The sequence below is a fragment of the Maricaulis sp. D1M11 genome (genome assembly GCF_047308265.1).
GTDB lineage: Bacteria > Pseudomonadota > Alphaproteobacteria > Caulobacterales > Maricaulaceae > Maricaulis.
Map to the genome: position 1 here is coordinate 88,300 of NZ_JBKQWY010000011.1, position 22,953 is coordinate 111,252.

Annotated in this window: 16 protein-coding genes; 4 read left to right on the forward strand and 12 right to left on the reverse strand. The window is 59.5% G+C overall.

All coding sequences use genetic code 11. From position 1 onward, the window contains the following. Window positions 1-16 precede the first annotated feature (16 nt). From RMQ97_RS15155 to RMQ97_RS15170, 4 genes are read right to left on the reverse strand one after another with little or no spacing between them, the layout of a single operon-like run. Window positions 17-1,150 carry a mandelate racemase/muconate lactonizing enzyme family protein gene (locus tag RMQ97_RS15155; protein ID WP_413661747.1) on the reverse strand — a complete coding sequence of 378 codons (1,134 nt, stop codon included), beginning with the start codon at window positions 1,148-1,150 and terminating at the stop codon, window positions 17-19. A 3-nt stretch (window positions 1,151-1,153) separates the two neighbouring features. After that, window positions 1,154-2,017: an NAD-dependent epimerase/dehydratase family protein gene (locus tag RMQ97_RS15160; RefSeq protein ID WP_413661748.1), complete on the reverse strand. Its 864-nt coding sequence runs from the start codon at window positions 2,015-2,017 to the stop codon at window positions 1,154-1,156. Then, window positions 2,014-3,594, reverse strand: a complete 1,581-nt coding sequence (locus tag RMQ97_RS15165; protein ID WP_413661749.1) for a glycoside hydrolase family 43 protein — start codon at window positions 3,592-3,594, stop codon at window positions 2,014-2,016. The genes RMQ97_RS15160 and RMQ97_RS15165 overlap by 4 nt, the downstream gene beginning before the upstream one ends. A gap of 14 nt (window positions 3,595-3,608) precedes the next feature. Continuing rightward, entirely contained in the window at window positions 3,609-4,481 is an 873-nt protein-coding gene (locus tag RMQ97_RS15170; RefSeq protein ID WP_413661750.1) for an aldose 1-epimerase, read from the reverse strand. Window positions 4,482-4,688: 207 nt separating this feature from the next. Here RMQ97_RS15170 and xylB point away from each other — a divergent pair, with 207 nt between their 5' ends. The 3 genes from xylB to fsa are packed head-to-tail and all read left to right on the forward strand — an operon-like array spanning window position 4,689 to window position 8,152. Beyond that, window positions 4,689-6,143: a xylulokinase gene (gene xylB, locus RMQ97_RS15175; RefSeq protein WP_413661751.1), complete on the forward strand. Its 1,455-nt coding sequence runs from the start codon at window positions 4,689-4,691 to the stop codon at window positions 6,141-6,143. A 2-nt stretch (window positions 6,144-6,145) separates the two neighbouring features. Next, on the forward strand, window positions 6,146-7,489 hold the full coding sequence (gene xylA / locus RMQ97_RS15180; protein WP_413661752.1) for a xylose isomerase: 1,344 nt from the start codon (window positions 6,146-6,148) through the stop codon (window positions 7,487-7,489). Window positions 7,490-7,501: 12 nt separating this feature from the next. Further along, window positions 7,502-8,152 (forward strand): fructose-6-phosphate aldolase, encoded by a 651-nt coding sequence (gene fsa, locus RMQ97_RS15185; RefSeq protein WP_413661753.1) that lies wholly within the window; start codon window positions 7,502-7,504, stop codon window positions 8,150-8,152. A gap of 96 nt (window positions 8,153-8,248) precedes the next feature. On the opposite strand, the gene RMQ97_RS15190 is transcribed toward fsa, so the two are convergent. The 5 genes from RMQ97_RS15190 to RMQ97_RS15210 all read right to left on the reverse strand — a co-directional run bounded on the left by RMQ97_RS15190 (window position 8,249) and on the right by RMQ97_RS15210 (window position 15,988). Further along, window positions 8,249-10,450, reverse strand: coding sequence for a TonB-dependent receptor (locus tag RMQ97_RS15190; RefSeq protein WP_413661754.1), 2,202 nt, complete (start codon window positions 10,448-10,450; stop codon window positions 8,249-8,251). Then, on the reverse strand, window positions 10,374-11,258 hold the full coding sequence (locus tag RMQ97_RS15195) for a TonB-dependent receptor plug domain-containing protein (protein WP_413661755.1): 885 nt from the start codon (window positions 11,256-11,258) through the stop codon (window positions 10,374-10,376). The genes RMQ97_RS15190 and RMQ97_RS15195 overlap by 77 nt, the downstream gene beginning before the upstream one ends. Window positions 11,259-11,499: 241 nt before the next feature. Beyond that, window positions 11,500-14,250, reverse strand: a complete 2,751-nt coding sequence (locus RMQ97_RS15200; RefSeq protein WP_413661756.1) for a TonB-dependent receptor — start codon at window positions 14,248-14,250, stop codon at window positions 11,500-11,502. A 176-nt stretch (window positions 14,251-14,426) separates the two neighbouring features. Next, window positions 14,427-15,443, reverse strand: a complete 1,017-nt coding sequence (locus RMQ97_RS15205; RefSeq protein ID WP_413661757.1) for a FecR family protein — start codon at window positions 15,441-15,443, stop codon at window positions 14,427-14,429. Further along, the gene (locus tag RMQ97_RS15210) at window positions 15,440-15,988 is read right to left on the reverse strand and encodes an RNA polymerase sigma factor (RefSeq protein WP_413661758.1); all 549 of its coding nucleotides are present in this window, start codon (window positions 15,986-15,988) and stop codon (window positions 15,440-15,442) included. The genes RMQ97_RS15205 and RMQ97_RS15210 overlap by 4 nt, the downstream gene beginning before the upstream one ends. Before the next feature lie 166 nt (window positions 15,989-16,154). Between RMQ97_RS15210 and RMQ97_RS15215 the strand changes: the two genes are divergently transcribed. After that, window positions 16,155-17,591 (forward strand): phosphoesterase, encoded by a 1,437-nt coding sequence (locus tag RMQ97_RS15215; RefSeq protein WP_413661759.1) that lies wholly within the window; start codon window positions 16,155-16,157, stop codon window positions 17,589-17,591. Here RMQ97_RS15215 and RMQ97_RS15220 read toward each other — a convergent pair. From RMQ97_RS15220 to RMQ97_RS15230, 3 genes are all read right to left on the reverse strand, one after another. Beyond that, the gene (locus RMQ97_RS15220; protein ID WP_413661760.1) at window positions 17,588-17,896 is read right to left on the reverse strand and encodes an STAS domain-containing protein; all 309 of its coding nucleotides are present in this window, start codon (window positions 17,894-17,896) and stop codon (window positions 17,588-17,590) included. The genes RMQ97_RS15215 and RMQ97_RS15220 overlap by 4 nt on opposite strands. Window positions 17,897-17,904: 8 nt before the next feature. Next, window positions 17,905-20,088 (reverse strand): methyl-accepting chemotaxis protein, encoded by a 2,184-nt coding sequence (locus RMQ97_RS15225; RefSeq protein ID WP_413661761.1) that lies wholly within the window; start codon window positions 20,086-20,088, stop codon window positions 17,905-17,907. A gap of 117 nt (window positions 20,089-20,205) precedes the next feature. Beyond that, window positions 20,206-22,824: a M14 family zinc carboxypeptidase gene (locus tag RMQ97_RS15230; RefSeq protein WP_413661762.1), complete on the reverse strand. Its 2,619-nt coding sequence runs from the start codon at window positions 22,822-22,824 to the stop codon at window positions 20,206-20,208. Window positions 22,825-22,953: the final 129 nt, after the last annotated feature.

Genomic DNA, 22,953 nt, shown 5'->3' on the forward strand with positions numbered 1-22,953 from the left:
CAACACACGCCACACTCTACCAATTGGTGAAACTTCCGTCCGCTCGCTGAATATGCGGCAGTTCGACCATCTCGAACGGATATCGAGCCAGGCCCTCAAAATCGATTTCAATGCCCAGACCCGGCCGGTCTTCCAGCGTCACAAACCCATCCTGCCAATGACATGCCGTGGATATCACGTCCGACAAGCAGTCTTCGGGACGACGCGGCAACTCCATGACACCGAAATTGGGAAGGCTCAGATTGAAATGGGCGCACGCCGCCGTGGATACCGGGCCGATCGGGTTGTGCACCGCAATATCAATGAGATTGGTTTCACACCAGCCCGCGATCTTGCGCGCCTCCGTCAAACCGCCACCCACACACAAATCCAGCCGAGCGAAATCAATCAAGCGGTTTTCGACAAGCGGTTTATACTGCCATTTGCTGGCAAATTGCTCACCTGCCGCCAGGGGCACACTGACCTGTTCGCGCAAACGGTCATAAATCCCGGCCGCCTCGGATCGCAGCGGGTCCTCCATAAAGAACGGACGAAACGCCTCTACACCCTTGCACAGGCGGATCGCGTCAGACAGGCCCAGCCGGGTGTGAACATCGAAACACAGATCGATGTCATCCCCCACAACGCCGCGCACGGCCTCCCATTGCCTGAGACTTTCCGTGACAGAGGCCGCGGGCTCGATCACGCCATCGGCTTCGTAGTGCGGCTCCCAGCGCAGGCTTTTCCACCCCTCATCCACCGCCTGGCGAGCAGATTGGGTGATACCGTCAACACCGCGCCCATGCAGATGACAATAGGTCTTCAACCGGTCCCGGCATTGACCACCGAGCAATTGATAGACGGGTGTTTCCAGTGCCTTTCCCTTGATATCCCACAACGCCAGATCAATGGCACTGATGGCACTCGATCCGATCGGACCGGCCGGAAAAAAGCCGCCACGAAACAGTTTTTGCCAGATGTGCTCGATACGGAACGGGTCCTCGCCGATGATCAGGGGCTCGAAATGCTCCAAAGCTCCTTTGACCGCCAGCTCCCGTCCCGTCAGCCCGGCTTCACCGATGCCTGTAATACCCGCATCCGTCTCGATCGTGATGAAGAGGAATGTCCGCCATTCTTTCGCGAGGTGAATATTCAGGCCGGTGATTTTCATGGGTCAGCGCTCGTCTATCACGTCCTGCCAGGTGTATTGAGCCACCCAGCCCAGATCCCGGCGCGCCTTATCGGCGGAGACCGGTGATGTGCGCCCCGCCAGCTCGGACTGGACGTTCACGTCGGGAAATTCCGCGGCGATCAGATCGCGGGTGTCCTGGCGCATAATCGTGTCGGGCGCGGTGATATTGTAGACATTTGCCCCGGCCAGATCGGCCACCAGGGACAGCTCGACAGACCGCGCCACATCGCGCGCGTCGATATAGTTCCACAGATTGAATTTGCGGCTTTTGAAATCATCCCAATAGCCCGGGATTTTCGAATAAAGATCGCGATGATTGGCTTCGTAGAGCACGTTGGACAGACGCAGCCCGACAATGCTGATCCCTGCGTTGAGACGGCAGACATGCTCCGCCAGCTCTTCGCACAAGACTTTCGAAATGGCGTAGGCGTTTTGCGGCTGGACCGGCGTCTCCTCCGTCACCGGGAAATGAGCCGGCGTGTTTGTGAAATACGGAAAGCCGTGCACGGTTTCACTCGACGCCCAGACCACGCGGGACAGTCCCAGTGCCACCGCTGCATTGAACACGTTGAAACAGGACACCGTATTGTTGATGAAACGCTGTGCACCCGTGTGCAGGTCAAAATCCGGTTCGGGATGGGCCGCAAAATGCACGACGGCATCGCATCCCATCATCGCCGACAGAACATCCCCGTAGCGTTCCAGGTCAACCTCACGGAATGAGGCCGGGTGACCGCGCACAAAAACGCGATCCAGATTGACGACGGAATATCCCAGGGCGATCAGGTGTTCGCAGACAACACGCCCTGACGCGCCGCTTCCGCCCGTTACGGCAATCGTTTTCATGATCCAACCCCGCGACTCTCATCATAGGAGAAACTGTAGAAATCCGCATGCTTGCGCTGACCGGTTATGTCCTGACAGGCCATGCCCACAAAGGCACCCGTGAAATTGGCGCCCTCGCCCTTGCCCGCCTCATCGGATAGAAGGCTGGCATCGAGTTGCGGTCCGATCTGCGTCCACTCACCGCCCTCGATCGCGAACCGGAACTGGGCAACGTCGCCCGTCACATCGAGCCCCAGTCGAACACGCCCTTCATCCGGCAACCAGACCGGCGCCTCGGCCAAGGGCTGGTCGGTGTGAAGATCCATACGCGCATTACAGCTCATCAGCCCGAGATAGCGTCGCCCGTCTTCATGACGGCTGACGAAGAGGTAGTGAAACTTGTGAGCATTGTAATAAGCCGTCAGCCCGGCCATTTGCTGATAGTCTTCCGGGTCGAAATCCAGCTCGGTTTCAGCCGTATAGGTGAAGTGCGTCTGCCGACGCGCGACCAGTGCCTGAGTGAAGAAACTGCCGATGGATTCGCGCCCATGCAGCCGCAGAGCCGCAGGGTTTTCATCCAGAGACAGGATGTCCGACGGCACGGGTGTGCGTAACCACTGGAAGTCTTCCGGCAGGGTGTCGCCATCAAACGTATAGTGTTTGACCGTCGGGTTGGTCAGCTCGAAACGCTGATAATTCTCGGGCTTGTCGACAAGCTCCAGCCAGCCCTGCGCATTCCAGCTCACTTCATGGATCGCCGTCTCCCGCCCCATGGGTGAACGGCGCTGATTGTCAGAATAGGGCCGCGAGACCAGGTGCGCGAAGAAATGGCGTCCATCCGGCGTATCAACCAAAGCGCCATGCCCGCACCGTTGCAGACCATGCTCGGGATTGTCCTTGGCGGTGATGACATGCCCGTTCGGGTCTGTCTCATACGGCCCCCAGATATCCCGGGAACGCGCGAAGGTCACAGCGTGATTATATCCCGTGCCGCCTTCGGCCACGACCATGTAGTAGAAACCGTCTCGCTTGTAGATATGCGGCCCCTCGGTGAAACCGAGCTCGGATCCGGGATAGACAAGCTTGCGCGGCCCGGTCAGCTTCTGCGCGTCGACATCATATTCCTGGAGCATGATGCCCTGAAAATAGGTCCGATCCGTACGGTGGTCCCACACCATGTTGGAGACCCATTTACGGCCATCCTCATCGTGGAAGAGACTCGGATCAAAGCCCGAGGCATTCAGATAGACCGGCTCGGACCACTCTCCATCAATGGTCTCGCATGTCGTGAGATAATTAGGTGTATCCTTGAAGTCGCCATCGAAGCGCGTGACGTTGGTGTAGAGCAGCCAGAACTTGCCGTCGGCATAGCTCAGACACGGCGCCCACACCCCGCAGGAATCCGGCACGCCCCTCATATCCAGCAAATCGGGACGATTGAGCGGACGCGACACCAGCGTCCAGTTCACCAGATCCCGGGAGTGATGGATCTGCACGCCCGGAAACCATTCGAAAGTCGAGGTCGCGATGTAGTAATCCTCGCCGACCCGCAAAATACTGGGGTCCGGATTGAACCCACGCAAAACTGGATTGACCATCGGCCTCACCCCCATCAGCTCAATTCAAACCCTGTCAGCGTCATCGTCACCGACAGGCTTTCACCGGGTGCCAGCACGCGCAGCCCGGTTTCATTTTGATCACCGTGCCAGTTCACCGCATCATTCATGTGCGTGACCGGCTCGATACAAAAAAAGTCTTCCCCGCACGGGAAATAGGTCACCAGGTGTCGGGCAGCATCATCGGCCCCCATCCTGATCCCGACGCCCCGGTCGGGCCAGCGCAACTCCGCCTGTCCCGTCCAGCCCTCGAAACAATGATCGATAAACTCTGGGCCTGGCACTTTGCGGGTGGAGAAATCCATGTAGGACGGCAGTTCTTCCCGGCGGGCCGGAATCCCGTGCACAGGCCCCGTCCAGACTCCCCGGACCGCATATTCAACCTCACAATCCGAAGTGCGAGGGAAATAGGGATGCAAACCCAGGCCCGCCGGCATGGGTGAACGGCTGCGATTGGTCACCGACAGGGTGTGAGTAAACGCGTCTTTTTTGATGGAGAAATCCTGCCGCGCCACATAGTCCCAGGGCCAGTCTGAAGCGTCATGCACCAGTTCCAGCGTGGCCGACTTGTCGGCGAAAGACAGGACCGACCAGGGCCTGACCCAACCGTGGCCATGGATTGCATTGCCCTCGCCTGGCATCGGCTTTTCCAGCTCGATATCCTGGCCGTTGAACGCGAACTTCCCGTCACGTATGCGATTTGAGAAGGGCACAAGCGGGAAGGAGGACAGGCACAGCGGCGCGAAACCTGAGACAGGCAGGCGCGCAGGATACATCACATCCACACCGTCATAGCGGCCAGCCAACAGGCCACCACCCAGCTCAGGCGCAATATCCACGCGCCATTTCGAGCCATTCAGGCGTATCATGCAACACTCCCCATTTGCCGATGTTGAAACATCTGTTATGGTACCGCTACCAAGTTTGCGGCGGGCGGGCAAGCATCACGAACGGGTCGCAACACTTGACGGTTTAACGGTCTTGCGCCTTTGATAGCGCTACCGAAATCGCGGCGTAACCCCCACCCGGTTCTTTGGGTGGGCATGCGACACGCGCATAAGGGGGGAACGGTCCACATGTATCTGGGGATCGATATCGGTACATCTGCTGTCAAGGCGATGATTATCGATGACACAAATACGATTAAAGGACAAACCGCTGCGCCTCTGGCCGTGCAACGGCCGCAGCGGCTATGGTCGGAACAGAACCCGAAGGACTGGTGGGAAGCCACCAATACGGCGGTGAGCCAGCTGGATGCTGATCTGCGCCACCAGGTGCAGTGCATCGGCCTGAGCGGACAAATGCACGGCGCGACGCTCCTGGATACCAGCGACACGCCGCTGCGCCCTGCCATTTTATGGAATGACGGTCGCAGTTTCGCGGAATGCGAGGCCCTGAAAACAGCCTGTCCGGCCATTGAGGACATCACGGGCAATCTCGTCATGCCCGGCTTCACAGCGCCCAAACTGCTCTGGCTGAAAACCCATGAACCGGAGCTGTTCGACAAGATCCACAAAGTCCTTCTGCCCAAGGATTATGTGCGCCTGCGCATGACCGGAGAGTATGGATCGGACATGTCCGATGCTGCGGGTACGAGCTGGCTGGATGTGGCTGCGCGGGACTGGTCCGACACTGCGCTGGATGCCACCGGGCTGTCGCGCTCGGCCATGCCCGACCTGTATGAAGGCCCCGAGACCACCGGCAAGCTGCGCGCCGAACTGGCGGAAGCCTGGGGCATGCAACGGGTCAATGTGGTCGCAGGGGGTGGAGATAACGCCGCCGGAGCAGCCGGTGTGGGCGTGATCAATGAAGGCGATGCCTTGTTGTCCCTGGGCACGTCCGGCGTGATTTTCCTGGCCGGCAGCGCCTTTCGTCCTCATCCGGGGCGGGCTGTGCACGCATTCTGCCATGCCTTGCCCCAACGCTGGCACCAGATGACGGTAATGCTCAGCGCAGCGAGCTGCGTCGACTGGGCTGTGCAGCTGACAGGCCAGGCCGGACCGGCCGAGTTGGTCTCGCTGGCAGAACAGGAAGGCGGGCTAGATGTGCCCGAAATCTTCCTGCCCTACCTGTCAGGTGAACGCACCCCACACAACAATCCGCAAGCCCGCGGCGTGGTGTTTGGCATGGACCATGACACAAACCCGGCCCGGATCAGCCAGGCGGTGCTCGAAGGCGTTGCCTTTGCCTTCGCCGACGGACTCTCGGCCTTGATCGAGTCCGGCTCGACGGTCAACACACTCTCGGTGATCGGGGGCGGTTCACGCTCACGCTATTGGGGGCGCCTCCTCGCCGCGGCCCTCAAACGCCCGATGATCTTCCGCAGCGGGTCTGAATTCGGCCCGGCCTTCGGTGCCGCGAAACTGGCACGTCTTGGGCATGAAGACGGCGATTCCGACACCATTTTGGCTCCGCCACCGATTGTGGACATCATCGAACCGCGTGATGCCGACATGTCGACCCTGGCGCCGAAATACGAACGTTTCAAATCACTCTACTCCTCCCTCTCTTGCGAGTTCAAAGGACAATGATCATGGCGGATGGAACCACGCAGACCGCAGTCACACAATTTTTCCCGGGCATCGGCCCGATTCCGTACGAGGGTCCGGAATCCGATAATCCGCTGGCTTTCCGTCACTACGACAAGGATCGTGTGGTGCTGGGCAAGACGATGGAAGAACATCTCCGCCCGGCCATCTGTTTCTGGCACACCTTCTGCTGGGATGGTTTCGACATCTTCGGTAGCGGCACATTCCCGCGCGCCTGGCATGAGGGCGACACACCGGCCGCAGCCGCTGCAAAACGGCGGGCTGCAGCGTTCGAATTCTTCACCAAAATGGGGACGCCGTATTACTGCTTCCACGATGTGGATGTGTGCGAGGCCTCGCCCACGCCGGACGAACTCTCAGCAAACCTCGCCATCGCTGTAGACGATCTCGAGCGTCATCAGGAACGCACGGGCCAGAAACTGCTCTGGGGTACCGCCAACCTGTTCTCCCATCCGCGTTATGCGGCCGGTGGACTCACCAATCCGGATCCGGACGTGACGGCCTGCGCCCTGCGCCAGGTCCGCGACTGCATGAATGCGACCCAGCGACTGGGCGGCGAGAATTATGTCCTGTGGGGCGGACGCGAAGGCTATGATACCCTGCTGAATACCGATCTTAAGCGGGAGTTGGACCAGTTTGGTCGCTTCCTCGCCATGATCGTCGAGCACAAGCACAAAATCGGTTTTGGCGGCACGATCCTCATCGAGCCGAAGCCGCACGAGCCGATGTATCATCAGTATGATTTCGATACGGCGACCGTCTATGGTTTCTTGAAAACCTACGGGCTGGAAAATGAGGTCCAGGTCAATATCGAACCCAACCACGCCACCCTGGCCGGCCACAGCTTTGCCCACGAAGTGGCGACCGCCAATGCGTTCGGCATTATGGGCTCGATCGACATCAATTGCGGCAACTACCAGAATGGCTGGGACACCGACCAGTTCAATGTGGATACGCGCGACATCACGCTGGCCATGTATGAACTGATCAAGGGCGGCGGTTTCAAAACCGGTGGGTTCAATTTCGACGCCAAGGTCCGCCGTCAAAGCTCCGACCTGGAAGATCTGTTCTATGGTCATGTGGGCGGGCTGGACGCACTCGCAAAAGCTCTCCTGGCTGTCGAAGCCCTGTTCGCACACGACCGTATCGCGACCAACAAGGCCGAGCGCTATTCCGGCTGGACGGGCGATCTCGGACAATTCCTGCTGGATGAGACCACAAGCTTGGACGCGGCGGCAGATCGGGTTATGTCGGACGGTATCAACGGTCAGCACTCCAGCGGCCGTCAAGAATATCTCGAAAACATTGTGGCGCGCAGCCTCGACTAGGGGACAGGACCAATGAAATTCTTTGTCGACACGGCAGAAGTTAGCGATATCCGCGAGCTTGCCGAGACCGGCCTGATTGATGGTGTCACCACCAATCCCTCGTTGATCAAGAAGTCCGGCCGGGACTTCATCGAAGTGATTACCGAGATTTGCTCTGTCACGGATGGCCCGGTCTCTGCCGAGGTCGTCGCCACCGATGCAGAGGGCATGTTGGATGAAGGCCGTAAACTGGCCGCAGTCGCCGACAATATTGTCATCAAGCTGCCGCTCACCTGGGACGGCCTGAAGGCGTGCCGCAAATTCTCGGACGAAGGCATTGCGACCAATGTGACGCTGTGCTTCTCCGCCAATCAGGCCCTGCTGGCCGCCAAGGCCGGTGCCACCTATATCTCCCCGTTCATCGGACGTCTGGACGATCTGGGTACGGACGGCATGGAGCTGATCGAGAAAATCCGGGTTGTCTATGACAATTATGGCTTCGAGACCGAAATTCTGGCGGCCTCGATCCGGTCTGCTGCTCATGTCGAACAATGCGCCCTGATAGGTGCAGACGTGGCGACCGTGCCGCCGGCCGTTCTCAAATCGCTGGCCAAGCACATGCTGACAGACAAGGGGCTGGAAGCCTTCCTGAAGGACTGGGCCGCGACAGGTCAGTCCATCTGATCTCAGCACACCTTGTTTATCCGTGTCTTTCCCGAGACACACAAAACCCGGTCGCTTGCGGCCGGGTTTTTCGTTTGTGAACCGGGAACCGGTTTCTCAGAACTGGCGGGTCAGACCTGTATAGACCGTCACACCACTGGTCGTGGCGTTGTAGAGACGACGGACACTGTCGGAATACTGTTCTTCGCGTTCATCCGTCAGGTTGATGACATCCAGCGACCATCGCCAGTCTGTACCCAGATAGGCAAAGGCGGCCAGATCGACATAGGTGGTCGCGTTGAAACCCCGATGATCCTCATCCGACCCGGTCGCGCCCCCTCGGGAAACGTAATCACTGCGATGATTGGCCGAGACCCGCACCCCCCAATCCGACGTCTCGTAATACACGCTGGCATTCCATGTGAGGTCTGACAGGCCCTCAAGACCGAAAATCGCTGTTTCACCCCGGGCCCGCTGGTCCGGGCTGGCATAATTCACCTCACCCTCGGCGAACGTGAGATTGGCCAGGAAACCGAACGGCTCGGGCAGGCCGGGCAGAAAATCCAGCTCACTTTGCCAGGCCAGTTCGAGCCCCATCAAATCCGCGTCTTCCAGATTTATGCTGCGCGTAAACTCGGCCACGCGGCTTTGCGCGGTGAGCGCAGGTGCAAGCGCCGGATCAAGCCCGGTCTCCGCAAAACTCAGATCGGTCTGGACCTGCGTTCCGATAAAACCATCAATCTGTTTGAAAAAGACCGCAGCGCTGACAAGCTCGGTTCCGCTCGGATACCACTCCAACGACACATCCAGATTATCGGACTGGAAGGGGCGCAGATCCGGATTGCCAGCCGATATGCGATAACTGTTGTCCGGCATCTGCTCGACATCCACCGCAGCGGCAAGCGCATCGACCGGTGGTCGATTGATATTGCGATACGCCGCCATGCGGATCACCAGCCCGCCATCGAACTCCGTCGCCACTTCCAGGCTTGGCAGCCAGTCGGAACTCTCTCCGGTATTACGATCCTGGCCCGTCAGGCCGACACGTGTTTGGGTCCGCGTCCGGCTGTAGCGCACGCCGGCTTCACCCCGGATCTCGCCCCAGCTTGGCTGAGAGCGAAACGCCGCTTGCAGATAGGCCGACAGGGTCTCTTCGCGCAATCGCCAGACCTGATCGACCGGAATGGGAATGTCCTCCACACCATAACGTTCAAACGTTGCGTTCTGATCGACGACCGTCCACGCCTGGTCGGCATGACGATCGAGACGGCGCGCATACAGTGTGGGATCATCGTCCAGCGCACCACTCTCAAAGACGTCGACGAACAGGTCGTCCAGGCGGTCCCGGCGCCCGGAATTGGCATATCTCTGCCAGGCCAGTCCTGTGTGAACATCCAGGCCATCATGCCAGGGCTGCTGAACATCCAGCCGGGCCGTATGTTGCTCGAGATCACGATAGAACCGGTTCCGGTCGACTTCGTGGGCGCGCCAGTTCTGCACGCGATCCACATCCCATCCATAGGTGTTCCGGCCGTAGAAACGATCGGCCCGATAGTCGGTCGTCACAGGCCCCAACGCCTCGAGATAAAACTTGTCACTCTTGGGCAGATCATAGCTCGAGGTCTGCCACCCACCCGACGCTCGAACGACACCGCCACCGCTCAGATCCCAATCAAGACCAAAGGAGAGCTGATCCATGCGGTGCCGTGACCGCTGGATGCGTGTTTCCGAGGCCGTTGTTGCCTGGTCGGCTACGAGATAGACAGCATCTCCGTTGGCATCCACGTCCAGCTCCAGCAGGCGTGTCGGTCCGACCGGCTGACCATCCACACGTGTATCTCCATCAAGCCAGGTGGAGCCCAGCCCCCGAGAGGCGAGATGCCACTCCTGTCGATCACTGTCGAATTGGCCATGCATGAGGTCGACCACAGCCTGGACAGACGGATTCACCTGCCACTGCAGGGTTGTTACGACACCGAAACGGCTTTGTTCTGCCCCCCAGACAGACAGGCGATTGCCGCGCGCGAAGGCGATTTCACCCTCTGCAATACGCTGGGCCAGAACCGGGTCGAGCGCTGAAAGATCGGTATTGCCTCCAGTCAAACGACGCCAGCGATAGGTGTTATACCCCTGCTCCTCGGTCTCGCGCTGGCTGTATGCGCCTGAAACGGCCACGCCAAAACGCGATGTCGGCTGCCAGACCCAGCGCGCCGTCAGCTGTGGGCTGATATCTTCCGTCCTGTCATTCGTGCCCACCCGCGCGGTGATCTGGTTGAGAGACGCGCCAACCTCCAGCGGACGAGGCGTATAGAGCCGCACTGTACCGGCCAGCCCCCCCCTCGCGCTGATCCGCAGAGAATGTCTTGTCGACATCAATGCGTGTGAAAAGGTCCGCAGAGAAGACATTGAAATCAAACGCGCGGTCCCGCGTGCGCTGCCCTCGGCTGTCCATCGGGGAATCCACCCCTGCCGTCACCGGCATGCCGTTCAACTCCACCCGGGTGAAACCCGGGCCCAGCCCCCTCAGGGTAATGCGACGCCCCTCTCCGGCTTCGCGGTTGATCGCAACTCCGGGCAGTCTCTGAACAGCCTCCGCCAGGTTGAGATCCGCAAAACGCGCAATGTCCGAGGCGATAATCACATCGGAAACACCGACGTCCGAGCGCTTGATCCGCAACGCGTCAAACAGGGCCTGGCGAAATCCCGTCACCTCGATCCATTCGATCGGCATCACCGGATCCGCAACCTCTGAATCAACCGGATAGACCAGATGGGGGATCGCGACCGAAACCGGCGCGATGACGAATCCGCCCTCACGCTCCACAGCTTCGAACCCACTCCCGTCAAGCAGGCGCGCCAGGGCCTCGCTTACACTCAAACGCCCCACCACACCGGTCGTTCTGATGTGGGTGAGGTTCATGCGCGTTCCGATCGGACGATCGGCTTGCTCGGATACACGTTGAAGCGCCTCAACGAGAGAGCCGGAGGCTATGTTGAAATCGACGACCACGGCATCGTCGACCTGAGTCAGCTGTGTCGACAGGTACAGGGCGTGTGCCGGCGACAGGGTCGACGAGACAAGTCCGAGCATCCCGATGATGCCGCAGATGCCAGTGCGCTGCCTCATGCCAACAAAAACTCGTGTCCCGACCCGGAGAAACCCCAAGATCTGGTTATCCTGTGCGCATGTCAGAGGTATGAAACAGGTCGAGTCGAGCTGAGAACAGCACTGTTTATTCACGTTCAGGCTGTCCGAGTGCGTGACGCCTGCAACCGAGGTGCGATACCCCCATCCAAACAGCCTGCAGGAAAAAGAAAAGCGCCCTCCCGGGGTCCGACGGAAGGGCGCTTGCAGTCAGGTCGCTAGATTAGAATTGAACGTTCACACCGGTGTAGACCGTCGTGCCGCTCGTCGTCGTATTATAGAGGCGACGGGCGCTGTCAGAGTATTGCTCCTCACGCTCGTCGGTCAGGTTGATCAGGTCCAGCGTCCACTTGATGCTGTCATTGATCTGGTAGAAGGCGGACGCGTCGACATAGGTGGTTTCATTGAAACCGCGAATGTCTTCATCGGAACCGCCACCGCCAACACGGGCGATGTAGTCGCTGCGATAATTGGCGGACACACGCGCACCATAAGTGTCGGTCTCATAGTAGAGCGTGAAGTTGAATGTGTCCTCGGACAGACCTTCCAGCGGGAAGACCGTGGTCGTGCCCGGGAAGTTCGAGGCCACCACGTCTGCATAGTCCAGCTCCGCGTCCACATAGGTGTAGTTTGCGGTGAAACCGGCATTTTGCAGCAGACCCGGCAGGAAGAAGAAATCGCTCTGAGCGATCAGTTCCAGACCGGTGATTTCAGTGGAGTTCAGGTTCACCGAGCGGGAGTAATTGCTGACCACCTGGTCCAAGGATGCCGTCTGGCCCGTCGGCATGACAGCCTGCAGCAGGTCGAGAGACAGACCGGTTTGCGAATACGCGATACCGCTGATGCTCTCGGTACCAACAAAACCGTCAATCTCCTTGAAGAAGACGCCGGCGCCGATCATGCCGACATCACCGAAGAAGTATTCCACACCGAGGTCGAAATTGTCGGACGTGTAGGGCTGGAGTTCCGGATTGGAGGCCGACACCTCGATCTCCACACCACCAACATTATCCACGTTGGAGACCGAACCATTCAGACGCAGCGCGCCGAGAGAGGGACGGTTGATGTTCTGGGAGAAGGCTGCACGAACCTGAAGATCTTCCGTGACTTCCAGAACCGCATTGATGGACGGCAGGACATCGTCATAGGAATTGGTCTGGGTCGTGTCCTGGCCATTCACCTGACCGAAAGCGGTGGTTTCGGTCTCGAAGTAACGCACACCGACATTACCGCGGAACGGCATGTCGCCCAGCATGGTGTACCAGTTCACCTTGGCATAGGCCGCGACGGTTTCTTCCTCGACAGCATATTCGTTGCGGATATCCGCATTGGCGCTCATGGACGCTTCGCGGTCGACACCGAAGAGGCTGAATGCCGCATCCATGTCCACGATCGTCCAGGACTGATCATCATGGCCCGAAAAGACCTGTGCGACGGAGGACACATCACCGCTGATCGTTCCGGCCTGCCATTCAGAGCGCAGCAGGTTGGAGATGCGACGTTCGGAGCCCGAGTTTTCGAACTTCTGCCAGGAGGCACCGGCTTCCAGTTCGAACACCTCGTTCAGATCGTAGGAGAGATCGAATTTAGCATTGTCGAAGGAAGACGTCTGCTCGCTGTCATCCAGATCAATCTCGTGAGCCCACCACTCGGACGCATCGGCCGGATCGAAATCATAGGTGTTGTAAGCATAGTGACGGTCACCGGTATAATCCGAGATCACGCCGCCATACGTCTCCAGATAGAATTTGTCGGAGATCGGCAGGGAGAAGTTGGATTCTTCCGTCCCGATCAGGCCGGACACGGTCAGACGTTCGGTCACGTCCCACTCACCGGACAGAACAAATTGCGTGAAATCATTCTCGGCCAGCTGGCGGCGGGTTTCCGTGGCGATGTTGGTTTCCGACACGTCGAGATACACAACTTCGTTGGCATCATTATAGCGGATCTCATTGATGGTCGCCGGACCATAAGTCACACCATTGTGGGTGTTCGTTCCACCCAGCCATGTGGAAGAAGAGTTCCGGGCCGCCAGATGCAGCTCGTCACGCTCGCCGGTGAACTCACCATACAGAGCGTCAAACGTCAGGGTCACATTCTCGGCCGGACGCCATTGTGCGGCGAAGGTCAGGCCCAGGCGTTCCTGTTCGCTTTCCCAAACCGACAGACGGTTACCACGCGGGAAGATCAGATTGCCGGAATTCACGGCATCCTGGTCGGCTTGCGGCAGCAGGGAGAGGTCGGAACCCCGGCTGTCGCGGGCGCGCCAGCGATAGGTGTTGTAGCCCTGCTCCTGGGTGTCACGACGGGAATACGCGACCGAAAAGAGCATGCCGAACTGGTCATCCCAATTCTGGGAGATCAGGCCTGCAAGGCGAGGAGAGAAGTCCTCCGTGGCCGTGTTGGTACCCGCCTGGGCCGACACAGCTGCACGGAAACCATCGCTGTCGAACGGTTTGGCGGTGAACAGGCCCACGGTACCGGCCAGGCCGCCTTCGTTCTGGTCGGCGGAGAAGGACTTGGTCACGTCGACCCGATTGAACAGCTCAGACGCGAAGATGTTGAAGTCGAAAGCCCGGTCACGTGTACGCTGGCCGCGGCTGTCCATCGGCGAGTCGACATTGCCGAGTACTTCCATGCCGTTCAGCTGAACACGGGTGAAGTCCGGGCCGAGACCCCGGAGGGACACACGACGACCTTCGCCAGCTTCACGATTGATGGCCACACCGGACACACGCTGCAGCGATTCAGCCAGGTTGAGGTCCGGGAATTTTGCGATGTCTTCGGCGATGATGGTATCGCGGACTTCATCGGATTCACGACGAATGTCACGGGCGTTGGCCAGCGTGGTGCGGAAACCGGTCACGGTGATGACTTCGGCATCTGCGGACGAGGTGTCGTCCTGGGCCAGGGCCGGGGCGGCCAGAGCCAGAACGGCGAGCGAGGCGGAGCTCATCAGAGCGATGGATTTCATGTCATGTCCCCCAATTGGACGGTCAGATAGCGCGGTGGCGGTGCACCGGAACCCGACAGTCCCGTGCGCACTGACCGGGAAGAGCGGCCGGACAGTCGTTTGGGGACAGGGAGTTGCGTGAATGTTTTGCGACGAAAACGAGATAGAAAAAAGGACTGGAAATCCAGCCCTTTAGCTTATTGGAGTTCCCAACCTTCGTCGGTCTCGACAAGATCGACATCCAGGATGGACGCGACAAATCTCAACGTCTCCTCCGGCTCGTTCAGCGGGTATCGCCCCGACAGGGGCTGGTCGAGCAGCGCAGGGTCCGCGACCCGGACCGGTCGATCGGTGTAATCCGCCAGCCGCGACAGAATGTGACGCAGGGCCAGATTATCCGCATCCAGCCAGCGCCAGTCGGTCAGGTCCTGCTGACCTCCCAGTCTTCCTCGCTGAAGACCTAGGATGGGATCGACGCGCACCCATTCTCCCGCAAGCGCCATATGTGCGCGTCCGGCACGGTCATCCACACGCACGACACCCTCGCTGACACGAACTTCGACGACATCAGCCGCGAGACGATCAACACTGAAAATCGTCCCCAGTGCCGTTGCACGCACACCATTCGCCTCGACGGTGAAACGCCGGGCCGGATCAGAGGTCACATCAAACAGGGCCCGCCCATCCAGAAGGCGGATATCTCGCGCTGCATCTGAGTACGCCACTTCCAGTCGGGTTTGCGCACCCAGATCCATCCGCGTCGCATCGGCAAGTTCGTGACTGGCACGCTCGCCCTGACGCGTGGAGTAAAGGCTTGCCTCGATGCGGGGTGCGACAACCGGGCCCACGTCCTCGCCGCGCTGGAGCGCGACCGGAACGGCAATCGCGACACACAGGGCTGCCACAGCCGCCGGCGCCACCCATGTCGCGGAAACCCAGTCGGCCAGGCCGGATTGAATACGACCCCAAAGCCCGGGGCGCACGATCGGCGCTGCCTGGGCGGCAAACTCACCTTGGAGGGCAGCGTCCAGCAGGGCCGGATCACTCATGGTCTGGCGCACAACGGCATAGGCTTCTGCATGCGAGCTGTCGGCGTCCAGCCATGCCTGAAACTCAGCCAGGCCGGCGCTGTCGAGCGCGGAACTTCGGTCAAACCAGTCCGCGGCCTGCTCGAAAACGTCCATGTCATCTGTTCCGGTCATGTGAACCGTCATCGTGAGCCTCCTGTGCCCATCTTCTTGTTTTTTGGTGCCCCGTCCAGTCCGGGCTTGCCCGAGGCCTTCAAATTGGCACGGGCCAGGTCCGACATTGCGCGGACCAGGTGTTTTTTCACGGCCTCAACACTCAAGCCCAGACGCACGGCAATGGCGTCGCGCGACAAACCGTCAATGTGACGCATCACAAACACCTGACGACGCAAGGGGGGCATGTCTGAAAGCCGTCCTGCGAATTGCCGGAATCGCTCCCTGTATTCCACCTGCTCATCCACCAGCGGCTGATCGCAGACAATCTGCTCATCCACCGGATCATGAATCACCGGCGCCTTTCGGTGCTGCGCATAAATCACGCTGTCGAGAACCCGATAGGCATAGGCCAATGGATTTTCGATCGTTGTCCGGCGCATTTGCTCCACGATACGCAGCAGGGCTTCCTGCACGACATCCTCGACCTGGGATGTGTCCCGCATGCGCCGCGAGGCATAGCCCTTCAGCCGATCCTTCTGGGACAGAAGCTCGGAAATGAGACTGTCATCACTCATCCGGACCGCTCCGCTCAGCGCCAACGCCATTACACCACGTCCAAAGCCTGGTTTCCATTCACTCAGGAGGACGAGTCACGCGCCAAGGAAACGGGGACAATTACATCTCAGCCTGTCCCCGAAACCGGGCGTCGTGAGTCATATAGTCTGGAGACAGGAGTATCCCATGCTGACATGCCTCGCCATCGCAGCGTTCGCCCTCGACATGTGCCAGGACACTTCCGCAGATCTGGAGGAGGCGTCGCTGGCCCGCTGGCGCGCCGGAGATCATCACGTCCACAGCGAATACAGTGTGGGCTGGGATGACACCACCGCTCCCCCCACACCGATCCTTGCCGGCGATGCCATCTATCCAATCCGGCTGAATGTGGCGCAGGCACAGGCTCATGGACTGGAATGGATGGTCAGCACGGATCATGGCGGCCCCAATCACGCCCGCCTCAATCTCGATGACGCCTATCCTGATCTGCTCGAGGCCCGACATCAGTATCCCGGCATGATCGTGTTCTACGGCATGGAGTTTGACACCCCCGGGGCGGATCATTCAGCCTTGATCCTGCCTCACACGCATGATGAAGCCGACCGGCTCTATGCGCTTGAGCAGACCTATGCCAAACGTGACGCTTGGCCGCGGGACCCGGATCGCGACACGCCGGACCGCATGATCGACGCTCTCGAGGCCATGCGTGACATGACCCCACCCCCTGTCCTGATCGCCCACCACCCCTCCCGGTCCGCGACCGGACAGGGCGAATGGGGCCGGGACGATCCGGCGGAATTGCGAGCGTGGAACGATACCGCGCCAAACGTGGCGGTGGGTATGGAGGGATCGCCGGGACACCAGGCCGCCACCCTGACACCGTTCGGGGCTCCCAATCTCACAGCCGCCCGCGCAAGCTATCGTCGCCATCCCACCTATGGCGGCTACGACCAGATGACCGCTCAACTGGGGGGATTTTGGGATTCCATGCTGGCCGAGGGGCGACGCTGGTGGATCACAGCGTCATCCGATTCCCACAAACACTGGCGTGAAGGCGGGGCTGATTTCTGGCCCGGTGAATACTCCAAGACCTGGGTCCATGCTCCAGCCGACGCCAATGCCCTGCTCGATGCCGTGCGCGCCGGTCATGTCTTTGTCACGACAGGCGATCTGGTTGATGAACTGGCTCTGGAACTGGAAACCGACTCAGGTGCAAGAACCGAACTGCCCGGCCAGACCCTGCGCCTTGACCGCCCCGCGCGTGTGACCCTTCGCCTGGAGGTTCGAGACCCGGACACCGAGAATTTCGGTGGGCGCAATCCCCGGCTCAATCGGATTGATGTAATCCGGGGCGATATCACAGGCCATTATCACGACCCCGATACAGCGCACCACGCGCATGTGGAGGTGATCGCCCGCTTCGGCCCTGCGGACTGGGAACAGGATGGCGAGTTGATCCGGATCGAACTCGATATGGGGCTCATCCGGCGTGACGGTTACATCCGATTGCGTGGCACCAATACCAATGAGCTCGAACCGGCTGCCGACCCGCTGGGTGAAAACCCCTGGGACGATCTGTGGTTCTACACCAATCCGGTTTTCGTGGAGATGGTCGAAGACTAGGCGTCGGCGACCGTCAGGACTTCACTGATCCGGGCCAGTTGTAGGCTTTTGGCAACGACACCCCGGGCGCCGCGAATGGCGAACCGCGTCTGGTCTGTCGCAATCCGGTCATTGGCCATCAACAACATGCCAATCCCGGCGGAATCGATCGACGTCAGACCGCTTAGATCGAAACAAACCAACTCGTGGGAGCCGGATTTCATCTCAGCCATCAACGGGGTCATCTGTTCCAGTTCATCAAAGGTCAGAACCCCGGACAAGGATACCACGGCGCGATTGGCACTCACATCTTGTTGGATCTGCATGACCACTCCTAGCTGGCGAGACGCTGATCAGTGAATATTGGATCCTGATCTACACCATCATCACTTGCAGAGGCCTTAACGTCATCAAAGGCCTCATAACCGCCTGTACTGGACTTCGCACCATAGGTTTCTTCTTCAGCGCGTTCTGATGCTGTGATCACGATGCGTGGAATCTCGAAACGGGCCAGTTCGGACATGTCCGCCATGGCCTCGGCCGTCTGTGCGAACTGATCCGACTCACCCGCTGCATTACCGGTCAGGCCTTCAATCCGCTTCACACCTTCAGCCACCTGCGCGGTGGTTCCGCGCGTCTGATCGACAAACGCCCGGAAGCTGGCCGTGGATGCGCGCTGTTCCTCCATTGCCGCTGACACGGCCGTCGTGACCTCGCTCAATGTCGCGATGGAGGAGGAGATTGCCTCGATGGCGGATACAGTATCCTGGGTCTGATCCTGGATCGCGGCCACACGGTCATTGATTTCCGAGGCAGACTGATTGGTCTGGGCGGCGAGGGCCTTCACTTCGGCAGCCACAACAGCAAACCCCTTGCCGGCCTCACCTGCGCGCGCCGCCTCGATGGTGGCATTCAGGGCAAGGAGATTGGTCTGCTCGGCAAGCCCATTGATAATCTCGACAAAACTTCCGATTTGGCCCGCGGCCTCGTCCAGCTTGTTGACCGTCTGGCTGGAATTCTCGGCCCGGGCGACCGCATCCCGGCTCAGCTTGTCACTGGTGGCAATCTGTTCCGTGACCTCATTGATCGCATGAATCAACTGATCCGCCTGGATCGCGGCATCATCGGCCTGTTCTTCTGATTTCCGGGCATGGGCCGCAACCTGTTTGGCTTCGTGCGTGGCGTCAGACAGCGCCTCCCGTACCGCGACCGAACGCGTACGAATATCCGATGCCGATTCCACAACCCGGCCCAGACTGCGCTCGGACGCCGTTTCGACTTCGCTCGACATGGCGCGCATCAGACGTGTGCGCTGCTCCATGGCCAGTTGATCACCCTGTGCCTTTTCGATCTCCAGCTCCCGTCGCTTGCGAGAATCAATCAGGAAATCCCGGGCGGCGCGCGCCAGAACACCGATTTCATCGGTCCGCTCCAGACCATGAATATCAACAGACTGCTTACCCTGGGTAATCTCGGTCAGATTCTCTGTAATCGCCTTGATCGGGCGGACAACCCCCAAGGTGACGAAGATCGAAATCATGATCGTCGCCAACGTCACCACCGCGGCCAGCGTGCCTGTGAGCCAGGCCGATCGGGTTGAGCTGGACAAGCGGGCTTCTGCCAGCCCGATCAGATGATTGGAGAATTGGGTTTCAACATCCATCAGAGCATCAATTCGCACGGTCGAGGCATCGAACCAGTCACCGCCCCGCCCTTGCGGGACTGACGCTCCATACCCGCCTTCGCTCATCAGTTCACGGAACCGGACAACCTCCACCTCGGGTGCTGCGATCGCGGTGCGCAGACGCGAACTCCATTCATCCCCCATGATCATCTCGAATTCCTGCATGAACGCATTCTGGGCGGCCTGCAGCTCGATCAGACGACGATGGTTTTGCTGGGAGACTGAACCGGACCCCAGCGAGTTTGAACCGATCGCCCGTTCAATCCCGGCCTTCTCCTTGGCCTCCATCAGATTGAGCAGTGCGATCATGCCCTGTGTCATGCCGGCATCATCCGTCGCGTGGATTTCCTCGACATAGGCTTCGAAGATGGAGTTGATGATCGCCGTATAAAAAGAGACGCCATTGCCGAGCGACATGCCCCCGGCATCCACAGCGCCGCGATGATCGCCCAGCTGCGCCAATTGCGTGCTGACAGCATTGATCTTGGCCTGGTACTCGGCGCTGAATTGAGACTGATCCTGTTCGGCTAGGGCTGATCGATAAGCTTGCACGATCGCATTGGTGCGCTGGCGCTGGTCTCGAAGACGCTGGGTAAACACCGCACCCCCTCCGGAACCAATAAAGCCCGCCGTATTGCCCCGTTCGCGCTGAAGCTCGTGGATCACGGCACTCAGATTGCCACTAAAACGGGTGATCTCGGCAATCGTGCTCATACGCACCGCCTCTCGGCGTTGCTCGATCACAAAGAAACCGGCGAAAAACACCAGGGCAATAATCGGCAAACCCACCGCAATCGACAATCGATGCACGAGGTTCAGGCGCAGTCCAAACATGTGTTGCCTCCACGAACAGACTCATCTGGTTCGAAGAAGCTTCAAGTTTATGGTTTCAATATTGCTAATTCTGGAGAAAAGGGCGCCCGGAACACGAAAACTCCGGGCGCGCCTCTCTTATTCGTGCTGATGTGCCTCATAATCGCCGCGCGGATCCATGATTACCTGTGAGAAAAACAGGGAATTCATGAACAGCTTTTCGTTGCCGCGATACGTGGCCCGGAACAGGGGGTTATCGGCAAACAGAATCACTGAGCCGCGCCCCAGTCGTTCTGCGACGACCGCCGGGGTGCCACCGATCTCCTCCAGGCGTCGTTGCGACGCGTAACCCGACAAAAGCGGGTCTTCAGTGTATTGCACCGCCACAGCGAACGGATTGTCCTCCGGCCATTCAAGAGTGAAGGTCGCATTGCGATGCAGGGCAATATCACGATCTGTATATCCCCAGCCCAGCGGGTGCGACGTGTCGAGATCGCCTGCAAAGAGGGCGCCGCCAATCACGTGTTCTGCATCATTGAGACGCATGTCTGAATAGCTGCGACGATCAGGTCCGGCCTCCTCATCACTCTCATCCTCCGCGTCTTCATCGATCTCACGACCGAGGAAGGTGGACTGTGCCATCAACGCTGCCTGACGCAGGGCGATCACGGTGCCGCCATCTTCACGGATCCACTGTTCGACCCGTTCGGACGCTCGCTCGCCCAGTCCGGTCCGGCCCCCACCGGCAATCACGAGATGGGTGTATCGCGACCAGTCCAGTCCACCCAGCTGGGATTTGCGGCGCAAGGTCACGGGAATTTCCATACGGTGATCCAGCTGGTGCCAGATCTCCCCGACATCATACCGGGCCAAACCATCATCAAACAGGACAAGCACGCTAGGCTTGCGGATCGAGCGGAAACCCGACCCATCCCCCAGATCGGGTGTATTGCCTGTTGTCGATCCCGAGCGGACGGCCTGAACAGGAACGCCATCCTCTGCTGCAATACGGCTGACCAGATCATGGATCGCATCACGATCGACATCCTGACCCTGGAACGGAATGAAAACCGTTCCCGCGCCATACCGTTCGCGTCCGGCCTCGGTGAGAATTTCCGCAGGCTCGGTCGCGACACGCACCCGCACATCCGCATCCAGCAGGCGATAGAGCGCGCGAGGCGCATAATAGTCTGACCATCGCATCACATAGCCATAATCAGAACGCTGAGGCGGTGCGAAGGAGACGGGCTGGGCATTGAGCGCCTCGCCAGCCAGGCCCGGTGAGAAATTCCGGCCCAGCGGGGCATAATCCAGATCCCACGCGAGCGGCATCGTCCAGCCGGACACATCATAGAAGATGTTCTCATCAAACTCGGTCACCCGGTCGAACAAGGCCCGGATCATGGTGTACTGATCCTGCCGAAGGTCGATGAGAATGGACTGGTCGGCCTCGAAGAATTGACCGTCCAGTCGGACATCGCGGGTCAGGGTCTGCACCGTCACATCATGCCGGTTCAACAGATCGATAAACTCATTCAGACGGGCCGGGTCATCCGCGGCCGAAACCACAAAGGCCCGGTCCCGGTCTGCATTCGCCGCGCTGCGCGCATTAGCGAAGAAGGTTCGCTGATATTGGGCAATTGCTGCGCGATTGGCGCGGGCCCCGTCGATCGTCGTCAGCGAGGTACGGAAATGCGTCCGCACATTCTCCCCATGATCTACCAGCCCGCGCTGGGCCTCGATCAGACCGCCACGCGCTGCGCCAACTTCGAACAGAATGCCCAGCGAGCCATTGACCTGGGGATAGGTCGAGCCCTTTCCAACATAGAAATTGTCGAAGCCTTCCTCGGACGTAAACAGCCGCGCTTCACTGTCCAGGAAGGCAATATGATGTTGCGCAATCGCCTGGGTGAGAGTGCGGGCATCCTCCGGGATCAGGGGATTGCGGCGCAAAGGTTCGCCCGGGTGGAAATAGAAGGTCGATTCAGTTCCCATTTCATGGAAGTCCGCCGAGACCTGGGGTTTCCAGCGATGCCAGGCGGAGAGCCAAGCCTGGCTCTCCGGCTGCGTCTGCAGCAGCCACTGACGATTGAGATCGAACCAGTAGTGATTGGTGCGTGCCTCAACCCATAAATTGTGCTGCTGGTGCGCAGGATCGGTGGTTTCGACAGCGCCGCCAAACATTTCAACATGATTGATTCGGCGCGCATGGCCATCCGGGTTAAAAACGGCCGTGATCAGAACGACGCTGTCATCCAGCATCGCGTCAATCTCGGCGCCCTCGGCCGCCGCCAAGTGGTACAAGGTGGGAATAGCGGCATCCATGCCCGCACTTTCCGCGCCATGAACACCGTAATTGAGCCAGATCACCGCCTTGTCACTGTCGGAGGCCACGGCCCCTGCGTCCAGTGTTTCAAGATGTTGGGCGCGGATCTCGTCAATTCGGGCGTGATTGTCTGGCGAGGTCACCACAAAAAAAAGGATCGGCCGACCTTCGTGCGAATACCCCAGGGTTTCGACGCTGATCCGGTCGGAATCCTCGGCGATTTCGGTCAGATAACGCACCATCACATCATGGCGGACCGGCCGGTCACCCACACCAAAACCGAGAACATCCTCCGGCCGGGTGATCGCCTCATCATATGTGACACCGTCCAGCTGGAAGTATTCGATCGGTTCGGCAGATGCCACAGGTGCCATCCCGGCCCATGTCACCATCGACAAGGCCGCAACGGCCGTGCGTGTCAAAATGCGCATTCTCATCCCCTTCTCGCGTATCAGTGGGGAAGCTAGCGTCCTTACACCCGAAGGCCAATCACTCTCACAGCGCTTTGATCGCGGTGCGGCCTGCAAAACAGCGATTGCCCCCACTCCGGCTTGGCGGCA

What these genes read in the sequence shown, in the direction of transcription:
- RMQ97_RS15230 (WP_413661762.1), bottom strand. Translation starts at nt 22,824, where the DNA reads ATGCGCATTTTGACACGCACGGCCGTTGCGGCCTTGTCGATGGTGACA.
- RMQ97_RS15220 (WP_413661760.1), bottom strand. Translation starts at nt 17,896, where the DNA reads ATGCAGATCCAACAAGATGTGAGTGCCAATCGCGCCGTGGTATCCTTG.
- RMQ97_RS15160 (WP_413661748.1), bottom strand. Translation starts at nt 2,017, where the DNA reads ATGAAAACGATTGCCGTAACGGGCGGAAGCGGCGCGTCAGGGCGTGTT.
- fsa (WP_413661753.1), top strand. Translation starts at nt 7,502, where the DNA reads ATGAAATTCTTTGTCGACACGGCAGAAGTTAGCGATATCCGCGAGCTT.
- RMQ97_RS15210 (WP_413661758.1), bottom strand. Translation starts at nt 15,988, where the DNA reads ATGAGTGATGACAGTCTCATTTCCGAGCTTCTGTCCCAGAAGGATCGG.
- RMQ97_RS15215 (WP_413661759.1), top strand. Translation starts at nt 16,155, where the DNA reads ATGCTGACATGCCTCGCCATCGCAGCGTTCGCCCTCGACATGTGCCAG.
- RMQ97_RS15225 (WP_413661761.1), bottom strand. Translation starts at nt 20,088, where the DNA reads ATGTTTGGACTGCGCCTGAACCTCGTGCATCGATTGTCGATTGCGGTG.
- RMQ97_RS15155 (WP_413661747.1), bottom strand. Translation starts at nt 1,150, where the DNA reads ATGAAAATCACCGGCCTGAATATTCACCTCGCGAAAGAATGGCGGACA.
- RMQ97_RS15170 (WP_413661750.1), bottom strand. Translation starts at nt 4,481, where the DNA reads ATGATACGCCTGAATGGCTCGAAATGGCGCGTGGATATTGCGCCTGAG.
- RMQ97_RS15205 (WP_413661757.1), bottom strand. Translation starts at nt 15,443, where the DNA reads ATGACGGTTCACATGACCGGAACAGATGACATGGACGTTTTCGAGCAG.
- RMQ97_RS15165 (WP_413661749.1), bottom strand. Translation starts at nt 3,594, where the DNA reads ATGGTCAATCCAGTTTTGCGTGGGTTCAATCCGGACCCCAGTATTTTG.
- RMQ97_RS15200 (WP_413661756.1), bottom strand. Translation starts at nt 14,250, where the DNA reads ATGAAATCCATCGCTCTGATGAGCTCCGCCTCGCTCGCCGTTCTGGCT.
- xylA (WP_413661752.1), top strand. Translation starts at nt 6,146, where the DNA reads ATGGCGGATGGAACCACGCAGACCGCAGTCACACAATTTTTCCCGGGC.
- xylB (WP_413661751.1), top strand. Translation starts at nt 4,689, where the DNA reads ATGTATCTGGGGATCGATATCGGTACATCTGCTGTCAAGGCGATGATT.
- RMQ97_RS15195 (WP_413661755.1), bottom strand. Translation starts at nt 11,258, where the DNA reads ATGAGGCAGCGCACTGGCATCTGCGGCATCATCGGGATGCTCGGACTT.